Source organism: Pseudomonas sp. NPDC085632 (assembly GCF_044541255.1).
Classification (GTDB): Bacteria; Pseudomonadota; Gammaproteobacteria; order Pseudomonadales; family Pseudomonadaceae; genus Aquipseudomonas.
The window spans coordinates 1-17,954 of sequence record NZ_JBITSX010000051.1 but is presented as its reverse complement, the minus strand read 5'-3'; the positions used below and the strand labels follow the sequence as shown (position 1 = coordinate 17,954).

Genomic DNA, 17,954 nt, shown 5'->3' with positions numbered 1-17,954 from the left:
ATCGACGCGCCGAAAACCACCGCGCGTAACGCTCTGGACCAACTGGGCCAAATCGTTGCCGATCAGCTGGAAAACGGCGGCGAAATCACCTTGCCAGGTATCGGCAAGCTGAAAGTGACCGAGCGTCCTGCCCGCACTGGCCGTAACCCTTCGACTGGCGCTGCCATCGAAATCCCTGCTAAGAAAGTGATCAAGCTGGTTGTGGCCAAAGGCCTGACCGACGCTGTGAACAAGTAAGACGCGGCAATAAAAAACCGTGCACCGGAGTGATCCGGGCACGGTTTTTTTGTGTCTGCGATTTGGCGCTTTACCCCTGTAGGAGCTGCGGCACGCTGCGATCTTTTGATCTTGCGTTTAAAAATCACGATCAAGATCAAAAGATCGCAGCGTACCGCAGCTCCTACACGGGGCAGAGCGGGGCTAGCGAACCCAGCGCTCGCGGCGCCAGATCTGCTGTTCGGATTTGGTCTGGAAGGTCCAGGCGACGAAACGACTCTGCTTCTGGCCCTGAGACATCTCGACGACCTGGCTTTCCAGAACACCGGCCTTTTTCAGCGCGGTTTCAATGGCTGGCAGGTTCGAGGCTTTCGATACCAAGGTGCTGAACCACAGCACCTTGTGCTGGAAGTTCGCGCTCTCGGCGATCAGTTGCGTCACGAATCGCGCCTCGCCACCTTCACACCACAGCTCCGCCGACTGCCCACCGAAGTTCAGCACTGGCAGTTTGCGTTTCGGGTCGGCCTTGCCCAGTGCGCGCCATTTGCGCTCGCTGCCCTTGGTCGCTTCGTCCATCGACGCGTGGAACGGCGGGTTGCACATGGTCAGGTCAAAGCGTTCACCCGGCTCCAGCAAGCCGATCAGGATGTGCTTGCGGTTTTCCTGCTGGCGTAGCTGGATGACTTTGTTCAGGTCGTTGGACTGAACGATGGCGCGGGCGGCAGCCACGGCCGTCGGGTCGATTTCCGAACCGAGGAAGTGCCAGCGGTATTCGCTGTTGCCGATCAGCGGATATACGCAGTTGGCGCCCATGCCGATGTCCAGCACGTTGACGATCGCGCCGCGTGGCACCTTGCCGTCGTTCATGCTGGCCAGCAAATCCGCGAGAAAGTGCACGTAATCGGCACGGCCCGGCACTGGCGGGCAGAGGTAATCTGCCGGGATGTCCCAATGCTGGATGCCATAGAACGACTTGAGCAGCGCCCGGTTGAATACGCGCACCGCATCGGGGCTGGCGAAGTCGATGCTTTCCTTGCCGTACGGGTTGGTGATCACGAACTTCGCCAGTTCCGGCGTGGTCTTGATCAGCGCCGGGAAGTCGTAACGACCCTGATGGCGATTGCGCGGGTGCAGGCTGGCCTTTTCACGCGGCTCGACGGTTTTGGCCGGGGTCGCGGAGTCAGGCTTTTTGCGCGCAGGTTTGGGTGTGCGGGGGGCGTTCATGGGCGTGGTCGATTCGGGTATGGCTGAAAGTGGCGGGTATTGTCCCACATCTCAAGGCAACACCGTTCAAACTGTGGGAGCGAGCCTGCTCGCGAAGGCGGTTTCACATCCAGCAGATTTGTCGACTGACACACTGCTTTCGCGAGCAGGCTCGCTCCCACGGGGGATTTGTGGTGATCAGGAATAAAAAAGGGAGGCCACTTGGGCCTCCCTTTTTCATTGCGATTTGCCGTTACAGGCTGGCAATCCGCGCGTGCTGCTCGGCCAGTTTGCCCAAGGCCTGTTCCGCCTCGGCCAGTTTGGCGCGTTCCTTCTCAATGACTTCGGCCGGGGCCTTGTCGACGAAACCGGCGTTGGACAGTTTGCCGCCAACACGCTGGACTTCGCCCTGCAGACGCAGGATTTCCTTGTCCAGACGGGCTAGTTCGGCGCCCTTGTCGATCAGCCCGGCCATCGGCACCAGCACTTCCATCTCGCCAACCAGCGCGGTCGCGGACAGCGGTGCTTCTTCGCCAGCCGCCAGAACGGTGATCGATTCCAGACGCGCCAGCTTCTTCAGCAGCGCTTCGTTCTCGGTCAGACGGCGCTGGTCTTCAGCGCTGACGTTCTTCAGGTAGATTGGCAACGGCTTGCCCGGGCCGATGTTCATTTCGCCACGGATGTTACGCGTGCCGAGCATCAGTTCCTTGAGCCATTCGATGTCGTTTTCGGCGGCTGGATCAATGCGCTCTTCGTTGGCCACTGGCCACGCTTGCAGCATGATCGTCTTGCCCTGAATACCGGCCAGCGGCGCGATGCGCTGCCAGATTTCTTCAGTGATGAACGGCATGAACGGATGCGCCAGACGCAACGCCACTTCCAGTACGCGAACCAGCGTACGGCGAGTTCCGCGCTGACGTTCGACCGGCGCGTTCTCGTCCCACAGCACAGGCTTGGACAGTTCCAGGTACCAGTCGCAGTACTGGTTCCAGATGAACTCGTACAGCGCTTGCGCGGCGAGGTCGAAACGGAACTGATCGAGTTGACGGGTCACTTCGGCTTCGGTGCGTTGCAGTTGCGAGATGATCCAGCGATCCGCCAGCGACAGCTCGTAGTCTTCGCCGTTCTGACCGCAATCTTCGCCCTTGTCCAGAACATAACGCGCGGCGTTCCAGATCTTGTTGCAGAAGTTGCGATAGCCTTCGACGCGGCCCATGTCGAACTTGATGTCGCGACCGGTCGAAGCCAGCGAGCAGAAGGTGAAGCGCAGGGCGTCGGTGCCATAGCTGGCGATGCCGTCGGCGAACTCGTCGCGTGTCTGCTTCTCGATCTTCTTCGCCAGTTTCGGCTGCATCATGCCGGAGGTGCGTTTTTGCACCAGGTCTTCCAGCTCGATACCGTCGATGATGTCCAGCGGGTCGAGGACGTTGCCCTTGGACTTGGACATTTTCTGGCCCTGGCCATCACGCACCAGACCGTGCACGTAAACGGTCTTGAACGGAACCTGCGGCGTGCCGTCCTCGTTCTTGATCAGGTGCATGGTCAGCATGATCATCCGGGCAACCCAGAAGAAAATGATGTCGAAGCCCGTCACCAGTACGTCGGTGGAGTGGAATTTCTTCAGGAATTCGGTCTGCTCAGGCCAGCCGAGGGTGGAGAAGGTCCACAGACCCGAGCTGAACCAAGTGTCGAGTACGTCGTTGTCCTGTTGCAGCGCAACGTCCGGGCCAAGGTTGTGCTTGGCACGCACTTCGGCTTCGTCGCGACCGACATAGACTTTGCCCGACTCGTCGTACCAGGCCGGAATCCGGTGGCCCCACCACAGCTGACGGCTGATGCACCAGTCCTGGATGTCGCGCATCCACGAGAAGTACATGTTTTCGTACTGCTTCGGCACGAACTGGATGCGACCGTCTTCAACGGCGGCAATCGCAGGCTCGGCCAAAGGCTTGGTCGACACGTACCACTGGTCGGTCAGCCACGGCTCGATGATGGTGCCGGAGCGGTCGCCTTTCGGCACTTTCAAACCGTGGTCGTTGACGCTGACCAGCAGGCCGGCGGCGTCGAACGCGGCAACGATCTGCTTGCGCGCTTCAAAACGCTCAAGGCCGGCGTACTCGGCCGGAATCGCGCCGTCGATGCTGTCGTTCAGCGTACCGTCGAGGTTGAACACCTGCGCTGCAGGCAGCACGTTGGCGTTCTTGTCGAAGATGTTCAGCAGCGGCAGGTTGTGGCGCTTGCCGACTTCGTAGTCGTTGAAATCGTGGGCCGGGGTGATTTTCACGCAGCCGGTGCCGAATTCAGGGTCGCAGTAATCGTCGGCGATGATCGGGATGCGGCGGCCAACCAATGGCAGCTCGACGAATTTGCCGATCAGGGCCTGGTAGCGCTCATCGTTCGGGTTCACTGCGACGGCGGAGTCGCCGAGCATGGTTTCCGGGCGCGTGGTTGCGACGATCAGGAAATCGTTGCCTTCAGCGGTTTTCGCGCCGTCGGCCAGCGGGTATTTCAGGTTCCACAGGAAACCTTTCTCGTCGTGGTTTTCCACTTCGAGGTCGGAAATCGCCGTGTGCAGTTTGGTGTCCCAGTTGACCAGACGCTTGCCGCGGTAGATCAGGCCGTCTTCGTGCAGGCGCACGAACGCTTCTTTAACCGCTTCCGAGAGGCCGTCGTCCATGGTGAAGCGCTCACGGCTCCAGTCGACGGACGAGCCGAGGCGGCGGATCTGACGGCTGATGTTGCCGCCGGACTGATCCTTCCACTCCCAGACTTTCTCGAGGAATTTTTCGCGGCCCAGATCATGGCGATTCTGGCCTTGAGCCTCGAGTTGACGCTCCACCAGCATCTGCGTGGCGATACCGGCGTGGTCGGTGCCCGGCTGCCACAGGGTGTTGCGACCCTGCATGCGGCGGAAACGGATCAGCGCGTCCATGATCGCGTTGTTGAAACCGTGACCCATGTGCAGGCTGCCGGTGACGTTCGGCGGCGGGATCATGATGGTGTAGGAGTCGCCCGCGCCTTGCGGGGCGAAGTAGTTCTCGGACTCCCAGGTGTTGTACCAGGAAGTTTCAATGGCGTGCGGCTGGTAGGTCTTATCCATGCGCGGCGGGACCCTATTGGCATTAATTCAGGAAAAGCCGACGAGTATAGCGGGGCATGGGGCCGAGGGCGAGCGGGGCGGGCCCGGAGGGGATCTAAATGTAGGAGCTGCCGAAGGCTGCGATCTTTTGATCTTGTTTTTAAAAATCAAAATCAAAAGATCGCAGCCTTCGGCAGCTCCTACAGGAGCGTTTACTCGTATTGGCTGAGGAGGCGTTCCATCCGCGCATCGAGGCGGCGTTTGATTTCGGTTTCGATGTGCGGGGCGAAGTCGTCGATCACGTCTTGCATGATCAATTGCGCGGCGGCGCGCAGTTCGCTGTCGAGGTGGAGCAGGGCGTCCGGGCCTTTGGCGGCGGTCGCAGCCGGCGGTGCGGCAGGTATCGGGGCTGGCGCGGCTGGTGGTTCGACAGCGGCCGGCTCGGCGCCGACAGAATCGAACAACATCGGAATCTGTTCCTGTTCGCCTTCATCGACCGTGTCGGTCAGCAATGGCGGTTGCAGGTTGTCGTCGCCGAGCAACTGACGGATCGATTCGAGATCGTCCAGCAGATGCGCGGACTTTTGCTGCGGTTTCGGAGTGTCCATTGGAATGCTCAGAGTCGCTGTAAACGGTGATCTTGCAGAGGATAGCCCTGTTCGCGGTAGAAACGGAAACTCTCCCGCGCGGCCGCCCGAATCGTCGGATCTTCGACCACCACTTCCGCCACCCGGGCGAATTTGCTGGCGAAGGCCGGGACTTTCAGGTCGAGATTGACCAGCAAATCCTGATGCTGACCGCAGTCGTCACCCAATCCCAACACAATCAAACCGTCCGGCTCGGTGTCGGCCGGGCCATGCGGCACGAAGGTTTCGCCCTTGAATGCCCACAGGCGTGCATCGAGATCGTCACGCTGAGCTGCGTCGCTGCAGTGCAGGTAGATGCGGTGGCCCATGCGCCAGGCTTTCTCGGTGAGTTTGCAGGCAAAGTCCAGGCGAGCCGAGGGATCGGCGCTGGGCAGGATATAGAAGTCGACTTTGGTCATTGCGGTTCCAGAGCAGCAAGCGGCATCACCCGAAAGTGACGCCGCCCGTCAGCGGGTTCAGGCCTTGGCGCGATCCAGCAGGTACTGGGTCAGCAGAGGCACCGGACGGCCAGTGGCGCCCTTGTCCTTGCCGCCGCTGGTCCATGCGGTGCCCGCGATGTCCAGGTGCGCCCAGTTGAGGTTTTTGGTGAAGCGCGACAGGAAGCACGCGGCGGTGATAGTGCCTGCTTTCGGCCCGCCAATGTTGGCGATGTCGGCGAACGGGCTGTCCAGTTGTTCCTGGTACTCGTCGAACAACGGCAGTTGCCAGGCGCGGTCGTCAGCGGCTTTACCGGCGCTGAGCAGTTGGCCGATCAGTTCGTCGTTGTTGCCCAGCAGACCCGAAGTGTGGGCGCCCAAGGCAACGACGCAAGCGCCGGTCAGGGTGGCAATGTCGATCACCGCTTGCGGCTTGAAGCGCTCGGAGTAGGTGAGCGCGTCGCACAGCACCAGTCGGCCTTCGGCGTCGGTGTTGAGGATTTCCACAGTCTGGCCGCTCATGGTGGTGACGATGTCGCCCGGGCGCGAAGCGTTGCCGCTCGGCATGTTCTCGGCGCAGGCGAGGATGCACACCAGGTTGATCGGCAGTTTCAGCTCAAGCACGGCGCGCAGGGTGCCGAACACAGAGGCAGCGCCGCCCATGTCGTACTTCATTTCGTCCATGCCGGCGCCCGGTTTCAGGCTGATGCCGCCAGTGTCGAAGGTGATGCCTTTGCCGACCAGTGCGTACGGCTTCTCGGATTTCTTGCCGCCGTTGTATTGCATGACGATCAGGCGCGGTGGCTGGGCGCTGCCTTGGCCGACGGCGTAGAACGAGCCCATGCCCAGGGCTTTGATCTTCTTCTCGTCGAGGACTTCGACTTTCAGATCCTTGAATTCTTTACCGAGGTTCTTCGCTTGTTCGCCGAGGAAGGTCGGGTGGCAGATGTTCGGCGGCAGGTTGCCCAGATCGCGGGTGAAGGCCATGCCATTGGCGATCGCGGTGGCGTGATTCACGGCGCGCTGCACTTCAGCCTGCGCAGCCTTGATGGTCAGCAGGGTGATTTTTTTCAGGGCGCGCGGTTCGGCTTTCTGGCTCTTGAACTGGTCGAAGGTGTATTCGCCGTCCACCAGGGTTTCCGCCAGCAGACGGGTTTTGCCGTAGCTGTCGCGGTTTTTAACAATAATTTCATCCAGCGCCAGCACGGCGTCGCTGCCGCCCAGGCCTTTCAGGGTGTTGAGGATGCCTGCGGCGATCTTGCGGAACGGACGGTCGCCCAGTTCTTCTTCTTTACCCACGCCGACCAGCAGCACGCGCTCGGCTTTCAGGTTTGGCAGGCTGTGCAGCAGCAGGCTCTGGCCGACTTTGCCGGACAGATCGCCACGCTTGAGCACGGCGCTGATCGCGCCACCGCTGAGTTCATCGACCTGTTTGGCCGCGACCCCGAGTTTGCGGCCTTCACCGACGGCAACCACCAGGGTGGCGGTTTTCAACGTTTCTGGGCTAACGCTTTTTACAACCAGTTCCATGTCCGGATCCCTGAATGAATGGTCAACACGCAGGCGTTCGACGGTGTCCGCAGTCGCCTGCTTATAGATAGAAGAGGCGCAGGCCAAAGCCTGCGACAAGGGCCGCAGTTTGAACCTCGCTCCCCGCACCTGACAACCCTAGGGGGCGTTCTCAATTGGTTTTCACACCGCGTTGTCGCCTTAAAGCCAGCCAGGCAAGGCGCAGGCCGCTGGGAATGGTTGTTCCCTTTCCAAGGCCTGCAACGCAGACTGGCCGGCTTTAAGGCACAACCCGAAGGGCCGGGCCTGTTGTTGTGCAGGGCTGCGTTGCTCGAAGCTTATTTGGAATGACCAAACCACGCTTCTCGCGCCTTGCCCTGCACACCAGCAGACCCGGCGCGGTGTGAAAACTAATTGAGAACGCCCCCTGGGTTGTACGATCTGCAAAGGATTACAGACATGGATGAGTGTGCGCAGTGACAGGCGCCTCCATTCACAGGATAATGCCGCATCTTTTTTCGACGGCTCTGCGTTGCGGGCCGGTCGATGTGTTTGCTTGTTTGGCCGCCTTAGCCTGACAACCCTGGAGTGTCTGGTTTGATCGTCTTCCGTTATCTGTCCCGCGAAGTCCTGCTGACCCTCAGCGCCGTGAGTGCCGTGCTGCTGGTCATCATCATGAGCGGTCGCTTTATCAAATACCTCGCTCAGGCCGCTGCCGGTCAGCTCGACCCGGGCTCGCTGTTCCTGATCATGGGGTTCCGTCTGCCGGGGTTCCTGCAACTGATTCTGCCGCTGGGCCTGTTCCTCGGGATCCTGCTGGCCTACGGTCGCCTGTATCTCGAAAGCGAGATGACCGTGCTCTCGGCCACCGGCATGAGCCAGCAGAAACTGTTTCGCATGACCCTGTTTCCGGCGACGCTGGTCGCACTGGTCGTGGCGTGGTTGAGCCTGGGCCTGGCCCCGCAAGGCGCCAACCAGTTCCAGTTGCTGCTCAACAAGCAGGACGCGCTGACCGAGTTCGATACCCTCGAACCGGGCCGTTTCCAAGCCCTGCGTGATGGTACTCGGGTGACCTACACCGAAACCCTGAGCGACGATCGCGTCAATCTGGGCAGCGTATTCATTTCGCAGAAAAATCTCGGTGCCGATCAAAAGGACCGCGGGATTTCCGTGCTGGTGGCCGAAAAGGGCCGCCAGGAAGTGCGTCCCGACGGCAATCGCTACCTGATTCTCGATAACGGCTATCGCTACGACGGCAGCCCGGGTCAGGCCGATTACCGTGCCATTCATTACGAAACCTACGGCGTGCTGTTGCCCAAGCCGGATGTCAGCGAAGAAGTCACCGACCGTGACGCCATGCCGACCTCGGCACTGCTGGGCAGTGATGACATCCGCTCCAAAACCGAACTGCAATGGCGTTTGTCCCTGCCGCTGCTGGTGTTTATCGTGACCTTGATGGCGGTGCCGCTGTCGCGAGTCAATCCGCGCCAAGGGCGTTTCCTCAAGCTGCTGCCGGCGATTCTTCTTTATATGGCTTACCTGACCATCCTGATTGCCGCCCGCGGCGCCCTCGAGAAGGGCAAGATCCCGCCGGCCCTCGGCCTGTGGTGGGTGCACGCGATCTTCCTGGTCATCGGTCTCGGCCTGCTCTATTGGGAGCCGCTACGCCTGAAGATGGCCAGCCGTCGCTCTGCAGCGCTGGAGGTGGCCCGTGGTTAAACTCGACCGCTACATCGGCAGCAGCGTGTTCATGGCGATCATCGCCGTGCTGGCAATCATTCTCGGTCTGGCAACGCTGTTCGCGTTCATCGATGAAATGGGCGACGTCAGCGACACCTACACCCTCGTAGATGTCCTGAGTTTCGTGCTGCTGACGGCGCCGCGCCGTCTCTACGAAATGCTGCCGATGGCCGCATTGATCGGTTGCCTGATCGGCCTTGGCAGTCTGGCCAGCAGCAGTGAGCTGACGGTCATGCGCGCCGCGGGCGTATCCATCGGCCGTATTGTCTGGGCTGTCATGAAGCCGATGCTGGTGCTGATGCTGGCCGGCGTGCTGATCGGCGAGTACGTTGCTCCGGCGACCGAAAGCATGGCGCAGGCCAATCGCTCGCTGGCGCAGGGCAGCGGCGACGCACAAAGCGCCAAGCACGGCATGTGGCACCGTCAGGGTGAAGAATTCATCCACATCAACGCCGTGCAACCGAACGGCCTGTTGTATGGCGTGACTCGCTATCACTTCGACAAGGAACGTCATCTGCTGAGTTCAAGCTTCGCCAAAAAGGCCGAGTTCGACGGCACCAAGTGGCAGCTCACCGATGTTGCCACCACGCTGTTCCATGAACGCAGTACGGAAGTCGTCAATACCCCGAGCGAGCAATGGGACGTGGCGTTGAGCCCGCAACTGCTCAGCACCGTGGTCATGGCGCCGGAATCGCTGTCGATCAGTGGCTTGTGGGGTTACATCCACTATCTGTCCGAGCAAGGACTGAGCAACGGTCGCTACTGGCTGGCATTTTGGGTCAAGGTGTTGCAGCCGCTGGTCACTGCCGCTCTGGTGCTGATGGCGATCTCCTTCATCTTCGGCCCGCTGCGTTCGGTGACCCTCGGTCAGCGTGTGTTCACCGGGGTACTGGTGGGCTTTACCTTCCGTATCGTCCAGGATTTGCTCGGCCCTTCGAGCCTGGTGTTCGGTTTCTCGCCGCTGTTCGCGGTGCTGGTGCCGGCCGGCGTCTGTGCGCTGGCAGGTGTCTGGCTGCTGCGAAGAGCCGGTTGATGCGCGCGATTTTACGTGCGCTTTAAACTTGAAAACGCCTCGGTCGACAGATCGGGGCGTTTTTGCATGCAATCCGGGTGACGGGCGAACGTGACGCTTGCGCCGTGTATCAGGTACAATTCCCGGCTATTTTTCGGCGGGCTATGCCTGCAGCCTTTTTGAGTGTTGATCCGTGAGTGATTTGAGTCATATCCGCAATTTCTCCATCATCGCCCACATTGACCATGGCAAGTCGACGCTGGCCGATCGCTTCATCCAGATGTGCGGCGGCCTGGCCGAGCGTGAAATGGAAGCCCAGGTACTGGATTCCATGGATCTGGAGCGTGAACGCGGGATCACCATCAAGGCCCACAGCGTTACCCTCTATTACACCGCCAAAGACGGCATCAAATATCAGCTGAACTTCATTGACACCCCGGGCCACGTCGACTTCACCTACGAAGTCAGCCGTTCCCTGGCCGCGTGTGAAGGCGCCTTGCTGGTGGTCGATGCCGGTCAGGGCGTTGAAGCCCAGTCCGTGGCCAACTGCTACACCGCCATCGAGCAAGGCCTCGAGGTCATGCCGGTGCTGAACAAGATCGACCTGCCACAGGCCGATCCTGAGCGCGTCAAGGACGAGATCGAAAAGATCATCGGCATCGACGCCACCGACGCCGTCACCTGCAGCGCCAAAACCGGCCTGGGTGTCGACGAAGTGCTTGAGCGTCTGGTCGCGACCATTCCTGCGCCGACCGGCAACATCGAAGATCCGCTGCAAGCGTTGATCATCGATTCCTGGTTCGATAACTACCTGGGCGTTGTCTCCCTGGTGCGCGTGCGTCATGGCCGCGTGAAGAAGGGCGACAAGATCCTCGTCAAGTCCACCGGCAAGATCCATCTGGTCGACAGCGTCGGTGTATTCAACCCGAAACACACCGCCACCGCTGACCTCAAGGCCGGCGAAGTGGGCTTCATCATCGCCAGCATCAAGGACATTCACGGTGCACCAGTCGGTGACACCCTGACCCTGAGCTCGACCCCGGACGTTGAAGTGCTGCCAGGCTTCAAACGCATCCAGCCGCAGGTTTACGCCGGTCTGTTCCCGGTCAGCTCCGACGACTTCGAGGATTTCCGCGAAGCGCTGCAGAAGCTGACCCTCAACGACTCGTCGCTGCAATACACCCCGGAAAGCTCCGACGCACTGGGCTTCGGCTTCCGTTGCGGCTTCCTCGGCATGCTGCACATGGAAATCATCCAGGAGCGCCTCGAGCGCGAGTACAACCTGGACCTGATCACCACGGCGCCGACGGTAATCTTCGAGCTGGTGCTGAAAACCGGTGAAACGATTTACGTCGACAACCCGTCCAAGCTGCCGGATGTGTCGTCGATCGAAGACATGCGCGAGCCGATCGTGCGGGCCAATATCCTCGTGCCACAAGAGCACCTGGGCAACGTCATCACCCTGTGCATCGAGAAGCGTGGCGTTCAAGTCGACATGCTGTTCCTCGGCAATCAGGTGCAAGTCACTTACGACCTGCCGATGAACGAAGTGGTCCTGGACTTCTTCGACCGTCTCAAATCCACCAGCCGTGGCTATGCTTCGCTGGATTACCATTTCGATCGTTACCAATCGGCTAATCTGGTGAAACTGGACGTGCTGATCAACGGCGACAAGGTCGATGCCCTTGCATTGATCGTGCACCGTGACAACTCGCACTACAAAGGTCGCCAGTTGACCGAGAAGATGAAAGAACTGATTCCTCGTCAGATGTTCGACGTAGCCATTCAGGCCGCCATCGGTGGTCAGATCGTTGCCCGAACAACCGTCAAGGCGCTCAGAAAGAACGTATTGGCCAAATGCTACGGTGGTGACGTCAGCCGTAAGAAGAAACTGCTCGAGAAGCAAAAGGCCGGTAAGAAACGCATGAAGCAGGTCGGCAACGTGGAAATTCCACAAGAAGCCTTCCTTGCCGTGCTCAGGTTGGATAGTTAGGTCCTATGTCACTAAATTTCCCGCTGTTGCTGGTCATCGCCGTGTTCGTCTGCGGCCTGTTGGCGTTGCTTGATCTGTTGATCCTGGCACCGCGTCGGCGTGCTGCCATTGCCTCTTATCAAGGCAGCGTCAGCCAGCCCGATGGGGTGGTCGTTGAAAAACTGAATAAAGAGCCGCTGCTGGTCGAATACGGCAAGTCGTTCTTCCCGGTGCTGTTCATCGTGCTGGTACTGCGCTCGTTCCTCGTGGAGCCGTTCCAGATCCCTTCGGGCTCGATGAAACCGACCCTGGATGTCGGTGACTTCATTCTGGTGAACAAGTTTTCTTACGGGATCCGCCTGCCGGTGATCGACAAGAAAATCATCGAAGTCGGTGATCCGCAGCGCGGCGATGTGATGGTGTTCCGCTACCCGAGCGATCCGAACGTCAACTACATCAAGCGTGTAGTGGGTCTGCCGGGTGACACGGTGCGTTACACCGCCGACAAGCGTCTGTTTGTGAATGGCGAGTCGATTGCCGAGCAGATGGTCGGCGCCGAGCCGGGCACGCTGGGCAGCGCCGAACTGTATAAAGAGAAACTGGGCGCCGCCGAGCATCTGATCCGCAAGGAAATGAGCCGCTACCGCGCCACGCCGGATCGCTCGTGGACAGTGCCTGCCGGGCACTACTTCATGATGGGCGACAACCGCGACAACTCGAATGACAGTCGCTACTGGGATGATCCGAACATTCCCAAGGATCTGCTGGGCATGGTTCCCGACCAGAATATTGTCGGCAAGGCCTTCGCGGTCTGGATGAGCTGGCCAGAACCGAAACTCAGTCACCTGCCGAATTTCTCGCGGGTTGGTCTGATCAAGTAATCACACACGGCGCTGTTGACCACAGCGCCGAATGCATTTCTGGAGCCGGCACAATCGGCTTCGCAATCGCCAGGATTTAATTTTTGAACACAGCGTTAATTGTCCCAGGCCTGCGCCGCATCCCGGCGATGGCAGTGGAATCCAGCCACGAACTCAGCGTGGGTAAACCGTGAGCGTTTCTCTAAGCCGTCTCGAGCGTCAGCTCGGTTACACCTTCAAGGACCAGGAGCTGATGCTGCTGGCTCTGACGCACCGCAGTTTTGCCGGGCGCAACAACGAACGCCTGGAATTCCTTGGCGATGCCATCCTCAACTTCGTCGCTGGCGAGGCGTTGTTCGATCGCTTCCCGCTGGCCCGCGAAGGCCAGTTGTCGCGTTTGCGCGCACGTTTGGTAAAAGGTGAGACGCTGGCCGTACTGGCGCGCGGTTTCGACCTTGGCGAGTACCTGCGACTGGGTTCCGGCGAGTTGAAAAGCGGCGGTTTCCGTCGCGAATCGATTCTGGCCGATGCCCTCGAAGCCTTGATCGGTGCAATCTATCTCGACGCCGGCATGGACATGGCGCGTGAGCGCGTGCTGGCCTGGCTGGCCGGTGAGTTCGAAGGCCTGACGCTGGTCGACACCAACAAGGATCCGAAAACCCGCCTGCAGGAACACCTGCAATCGCGTGGTTGCGATCTGCCACGCTACGAAGTGGTGGATATCCAGGGCGAGCCGCACTGCCGAACCTTCTTCGTCGAGTGCGAAGTTGTCTTACTGAATGAAAAAAGCCGAGGTCAGGGTGTGAGCCGTCGTATTGCCGAACAGGTAGCGGCCGCCGCAGCACTGATTGCCTTGGGCGTGGAGAATGGCAATGACTGATACAAACGCAACTCGCTGTGGCTATGTTGCCATCGTCGGCCGTCCCAACGTTGGCAAGTCCACGTTGCTGAACCACATCCTTGGCCAGAAGCTCGCGATCACTTCGCGCAAGCCGCAGACCACTCGCCACAACATGCTCGGGATCAAAACCGAGGGTGACGTGCAAGCGATCTACGTCGACACCCCGGGCATGCACAAGGGTGGCGAAAAGGCCCTGAACCGTTATATGAACAAAACCGCTTCGGCGGCGTTGAAAGACGTCGACGTGGTGATCTTCGTGGTTGATCGCACCAAATGGACCGACGAAGACCAGATGGTCCTCGAGCGCGTGCAGTACGTGACCGGTCCGCTGATCGTCGCGCTGAACAAGACCGACCGCATCGAAGACAAAGCCGAGCTGATGCCGCACCTCAGCTGGTTACAGGAACAACTGCCGAACGCGCAGATCATTCCGATTTCCGCGCAGCACGGGCATAACCTCGAAGCACTGGAAAAGGTCATTGCCGATCACCTGCCGGAGAATGATCACTTCTTCCCGGAAGACCAGATCACCGACCGCAGCAGCCGTTTCCTCGCCGCCGAACTGGTGCGCGAGAAAATCATGCGTCAGATGGGCGCCGAGCTGCCGTACCAGATCACCGTCGAAATCGAAGAGTTCAAGCAGCAGGGCAAAACCCTGCACATCCACGCCTTGATCCTCGTTGAGCGCGACGGCCAGAAGAAGATCATCATTGGCGACAAGGGCGAGCGTATCAAGCGCATTGGCACCGAGGCGCGCAAGGACATGGAGCTGCTGTTCGACTCCAAGATCATGCTCAATCTGTGGGTCAAGGTGAAGGGTGGTTGGTCCGACGACGAGCGTGCATTGCGTTCGCTGGGTTACGGCGACCTGTAATCACCGTTCCAGAGAACACCGATACCCACTGTGGGAGCGAGCCTGCTCGCGAAGAGGATGTAACATTCAGCATTGATGCTGACTGTCACTCCGCTTTCGCGAGCAGGCTCGCTCCCACATTGGTTTTGGGTTGTGTGTAAATCTGCGTTTCTTCATCGAGAACTCAATGTCGCAAAACCCGCCTCCCGCCCAACCCGCCTACGTCCTGCACTCCCGCGCCTACCGCGAAACCAGTGCGCTGGTGGATTTCCTCACGCCGCAAGGGCGGCTGCGGGCGGTGTTGCGCAGTGCGCGGGGCAAAGCCGGGACGTTGGCGCGACCATTCGTGTCGCTGGAAGTCGAATTTCGCGGCAAAGGCGAGCTGAAGAATGTCGGGCGCATGGAGAGTTCTGGCACTTCGGCGTGGCTCAACGGCGAGGCGCTGTTCAGCGGTCTCTACTTGAATGAGCTACTGATCCGCTTGCTGCCGGCCGAGGATCCGCATCCAGCTGTGTTCGATCACTACGCCGCAACCTTGCTGGCACTGGCCGAAGGTCGGCCGCTGGAACCGTTGCTGCGTTCCTTCGAGTGGCGGCTGCTGGATGACCTCGGTTACGGCTTTTCACTGAACACGGACGTTCACGGCGAACCCGTCGCGCCGGATGGTCTCTATCGCCTGCAAGTGGATGCGGGGCTTGAGAGGGTTTTCCTGCTGCAACCGGGCCTGTTCAACGGTGTCGAGTTGCTGGCCATGGCCGAAGCCGACTGGTCCGCCCCCGGCGCGTTGTCCGCCGCCAAGCGTTTGATGCGCCAGGCACTCGCCGTTCACTTGGGCGGTCGTCCCCTCGTCAGTCGCGAACTGTTTCGCAAGCCCTGATCACCCCGTATGCTGTGCGCCGAATCTCTCAATTCAGGAGCGCATCCGTGACCACCAGCAATCGCATTCTTCTTGGCGTGAACATCGACCACGTTGCCACCCTGCGTCAGGCCCGTGGCACGCGCTACCCGGACCCGGTCAAGGCTGCGCTGGACGCGGAAGAGGCGGGCGCCGATGGCATCACCGTGCACCTGCGCGAAGACCGCCGACACATTCAGGAACGCGATGTCCTGCTGCTCAAGGACGTGCTGCAAACCCGCATGAACTTCGAAATGGGCGTCACCGAAGAAATGATGGCGTTCGCCGAATGCATCCGCCCGGCGCACATCTGTCTGGTCCCGGAAACCCGTCAGGAACTGACTACCGAAGGCGGTCTCGATGTCGCGGGGCAGGAAGAGCGCATCAAGGCAGCGGTTGAACGTCTGTCGAAGATCGGCTGCGAAGTGTCGCTGTTCATCGATGCCGACGAGCGCCAGATTGCTGCGTCGAAACGCGTTGGCGCGCCGGCCATTGAGTTGCACACAGGTCGTTATGCGGATGCCGAAACGCCGACTGAGGTGGCTGAAGAACTCAAGCGTGTGGCGGATGGCGTGGCGTTTGGTTTGGCCCAGGGTTTGATCGTTAACGCGGGTCACGGCTTGCATTACCACAACGTTGAAGCCGTCGCGGCAATCAAGGGCATCAACGAACTGAACATCGGCCACGCGCTGGTGGCGCATGCGTTGTTCGTGGGATTCAAGTCTGCTGTGTCCGAGATGAAGGCGCTGATTCTGGCGGCCGCTCTCAAGGGCTAAGATCAAAAGATCGCAGCCTTCGGCAACTCCTGCAGGGTTATGCGTACACCTGTAGGAGCTGCCGAAGGCTGCGATCTTTTGCTTTTAAAGCGGGGCAGGTTCTTGCGCGGGTTTTGACTTGTCGATACCCGGCACATGCAGATTGCCCTCAGCCACCTGATCACCCTCAAGTTGCGGCTGCGTCACCCAAGTCAGAATGTCGTAATAACGACGAATGTTCGCCACAAAATGCACAGGCTCGCCGCCCCGGGCGTAGCCATAGCGAGTTTTGCTGTACCACTGCTTTTGCGACAGGCGCGGCAGGATCTTCTTCACGTCCAGCCACTTGTCCGGATTCAACCCTTCCTTGGCCGTCAGCTTGCGCGCGTCATCCAGATGGCCGCTGCCGACGTTGTACGCCGCCAAGGCGAACCACGTGCGATCCGGTTCCTTGATCGAATCGTCGAGCTGATCTTTCATATAAGCCAGGTATTTCGCACCGCCCATGATGCTCTGCTTCGGATCGAGGCGGTTGGATACACCCATCGCCTGAGCGGTGTTCTGGGTCAGCATCATCAGCCCGCGTACGCCGGTTTTCGAGGTGACGGTGGGTTGCCACAACGATTCCTGATAGCCGATCGCCGCAAGCAGGCGCCAGTCGACTTTCTCTTTCTTCGCGTAGTTCTTGAAGTGCTGTTCGTATTTCGGCAAGCGCTGCTGCAAGTGCTGGGCGAAGGTCGTGGCGCCCATGTAACCGAGTACATCGACGTGGCCGTAGTAGCGATCCTTCAAGCGTTGCAGGGTGCCGTTCTTCTGCACCTTGTCCAGATACGCGTTGATCTCGTTGAGCAGGCTGTTGTCTTCGCCCGGGCCGACCGCCCAGCTCTGGCTGCGCGCATCACCGAGGTCGAAGGCGACACGGATATTGGTGAAGTATACCTGGTTCATCGCCACTTCATTGGAATCGACCAGAGTCAGGTCAATCTGGCCTTCATCGACCATGCGCAGCAGGTCGACCACTTCAACCGCGTCAGACTCTTCGTACTCGATGCCGGGAAATTTCTTTTTCAGCTCGGCCAACTGCTCGGCGTGAGTGCTGCCTTTAAGCACCATGATCTTCTTGCCGACCAGATCGCCGGGATCGGTCGGCCGCGACTGGCCATTGCGGTAAATGATCTGCGGGGTGACTTCGAGATAGGAGTGCGAGAACCGCACCTGCTTCTTGCGCTGCTCGCTGCTGACCAGACCGGCAGCAGCCAGTACCGGGCCGTTCGGTTTGCCGATCTGATCGAAGAGGTCGTCGAGGTTGTCGGCGGTCTCGATCTTCAGCTCGACACCCAAATCGTCGGCGAAACGCTTCACCAGCTCGTATTCGAAGCCGGTTTCACCGCTGCGATCCTGAAAGTAGGTGGCGGGGCTGTTACGGGTAATCACCCGCAGCACACCATCCTCCTTTACGCGCTCGAGTGTGTTGGGTTTATCAACACAGCCACCGAGCATCAGGAAGAGTCCGGTTGCGATCAGCCATTTGGCGTACCGCGGACGCAAAGCCGTTGGGAAAAACATCTGCGCAGTATACGCAAACGACCACGGGCGCCATATCTCGACAGTGCAGGGCGAGTCTGCTAGCGATCACAAAACCGAGCTAAACCCCGCAGAAACGGGCCTTCACGGCTTTTTGTTACAGTAAAAATAAGCGGCCTCTGAATAGCTGATTTACCTGACTCTGAAGTCGGAAACACAGATTGATACCCGAGTGCAACCGTGCGTAGCGTTTCGGGTGATGTTGAGGGCGGTTTAGGCTAGAATGCACGGCCTCAAAGCACACCCCTTCCCGAGGCTGTCCCGAAGATGTTGATCCTGCGCGGCGCTCCTGCCCCAGGCGATCTGCGCTTC

The 17,954-nt window shown here is 59.7% G+C and carries 15 protein-coding genes; 9 read left to right on the top strand and 6 right to left on the bottom strand.

Features of this window, described 5'->3' with window-relative positions; genetic code table 11:
- On the top strand, positions 1–237 hold a 237-nt coding region (locus tag ACIF4X_RS24335), incomplete at its 5' end, for an HU family DNA-binding protein (protein WP_397484052.1).
- A 183-nt stretch (positions 238–420) separates the two neighbouring features.
- Here the strand turns inward: ACIF4X_RS24335 and rlmF are convergent.
- The 5 genes from rlmF to ACIF4X_RS24310 form a co-directional block, all read right to left on the bottom strand.
- Positions 421–1,440 carry a 23S rRNA (adenine(1618)-N(6))-methyltransferase RlmF gene (rlmF, locus tag ACIF4X_RS24330; RefSeq protein WP_095119373.1) on the bottom strand — a complete coding sequence of 340 codons (1,020 nt, stop codon included), beginning with the start codon at positions 1,438–1,440 and terminating at the stop codon, positions 421–423.
- A gap of 232 nt (positions 1,441–1,672) precedes the next feature.
- Complete coding sequence (locus tag ACIF4X_RS24325; protein ID WP_397484051.1) at positions 1,673–4,519, bottom strand: valine--tRNA ligase; 2,847 nt, start codon at positions 4,517–4,519, stop codon at positions 1,673–1,675.
- A 191-nt stretch (positions 4,520–4,710) separates the two neighbouring features.
- Positions 4,711–5,106 carry a DNA polymerase III subunit chi gene (locus tag ACIF4X_RS24320; RefSeq protein WP_397484050.1) on the bottom strand — a complete coding sequence of 132 codons (396 nt, stop codon included), beginning with the start codon at positions 5,104–5,106 and terminating at the stop codon, positions 4,711–4,713.
- An 8-nt stretch (positions 5,107–5,114) separates the two neighbouring features.
- Positions 5,115–5,543, bottom strand: a complete 429-nt coding sequence (locus ACIF4X_RS24315) for a DNA polymerase III subunit chi (protein WP_397484049.1) — start codon at positions 5,541–5,543, stop codon at positions 5,115–5,117.
- A 57-nt stretch (positions 5,544–5,600) separates the two neighbouring features.
- Positions 5,601–7,091, bottom strand: a complete 1,491-nt coding sequence (locus ACIF4X_RS24310) for a leucyl aminopeptidase (protein WP_397484048.1) — start codon at positions 7,089–7,091, stop codon at positions 5,601–5,603.
- Between the two features lie 576 nt (positions 7,092–7,667).
- Here ACIF4X_RS24310 and lptF point away from each other — a divergent pair.
- The 8 genes from lptF (at position 7,668) to pdxJ (ending at position 16,079) form a co-directional block, all read left to right on the top strand.
- Positions 7,668–8,789, top strand: coding sequence for an LPS export ABC transporter permease LptF (gene lptF / locus ACIF4X_RS24305; protein WP_397484047.1), 1,122 nt, complete (start codon positions 7,668–7,670; stop codon positions 8,787–8,789).
- Positions 8,782–9,843 carry an LPS export ABC transporter permease LptG gene (gene lptG, locus ACIF4X_RS24300; protein WP_034154799.1) on the top strand — a complete coding sequence of 354 codons (1,062 nt, stop codon included), beginning with the start codon at positions 8,782–8,784 and terminating at the stop codon, positions 9,841–9,843. The genes lptF and lptG overlap by 8 nt, the downstream gene beginning before the upstream one ends.
- A 172-nt stretch (positions 9,844–10,015) precedes the next feature.
- Positions 10,016–11,815, top strand: coding sequence for a translation elongation factor 4 (lepA, locus tag ACIF4X_RS24295; RefSeq protein WP_064118427.1), 1,800 nt, complete (start codon positions 10,016–10,018; stop codon positions 11,813–11,815).
- Positions 11,816–11,820: 5 nt separating this feature from the next.
- Complete coding sequence (gene lepB, locus ACIF4X_RS24290) at positions 11,821–12,675, top strand: signal peptidase I (RefSeq protein WP_007909027.1); 855 nt, start codon at positions 11,821–11,823, stop codon at positions 12,673–12,675.
- A 169-nt stretch (positions 12,676–12,844) separates the two neighbouring features.
- The gene (gene rnc, locus ACIF4X_RS24285) at positions 12,845–13,534 is read left to right on the top strand and encodes a ribonuclease III (protein WP_277760698.1); all 690 of its coding nucleotides are present in this window, start codon (positions 12,845–12,847) and stop codon (positions 13,532–13,534) included.
- A complete protein-coding gene (gene era, locus ACIF4X_RS24280) occupies positions 13,527–14,429 on the top strand; it encodes a GTPase Era (RefSeq protein WP_016771562.1) in 903 nt (300 codons plus the stop codon). Before rnc ends, era begins: the two co-directional genes overlap by 8 nt.
- Before the next feature lie 166 nt (positions 14,430–14,595).
- Entirely contained in the window at positions 14,596–15,285 is a 690-nt protein-coding gene (recO, locus tag ACIF4X_RS24275; RefSeq protein WP_397484046.1) for a DNA repair protein RecO, read from the top strand.
- Positions 15,286–15,332: 47 nt separating this feature from the next.
- On the top strand, positions 15,333–16,079 hold the full coding sequence (gene pdxJ, locus ACIF4X_RS24270; protein ID WP_397484045.1) for a pyridoxine 5'-phosphate synthase: 747 nt from the start codon (positions 15,333–15,335) through the stop codon (positions 16,077–16,079).
- Between the two features lie 84 nt (positions 16,080–16,163).
- Here pdxJ and mltF read toward each other — a convergent pair whose 3' ends face one another.
- The gene (mltF, locus tag ACIF4X_RS24265) at positions 16,164–17,624 is read right to left on the bottom strand and encodes a membrane-bound lytic murein transglycosylase MltF (protein ID WP_081498726.1); all 1,461 of its coding nucleotides are present in this window, start codon (positions 17,622–17,624) and stop codon (positions 16,164–16,166) included.
- Positions 17,625–17,954 lie beyond the last annotated feature (330 nt).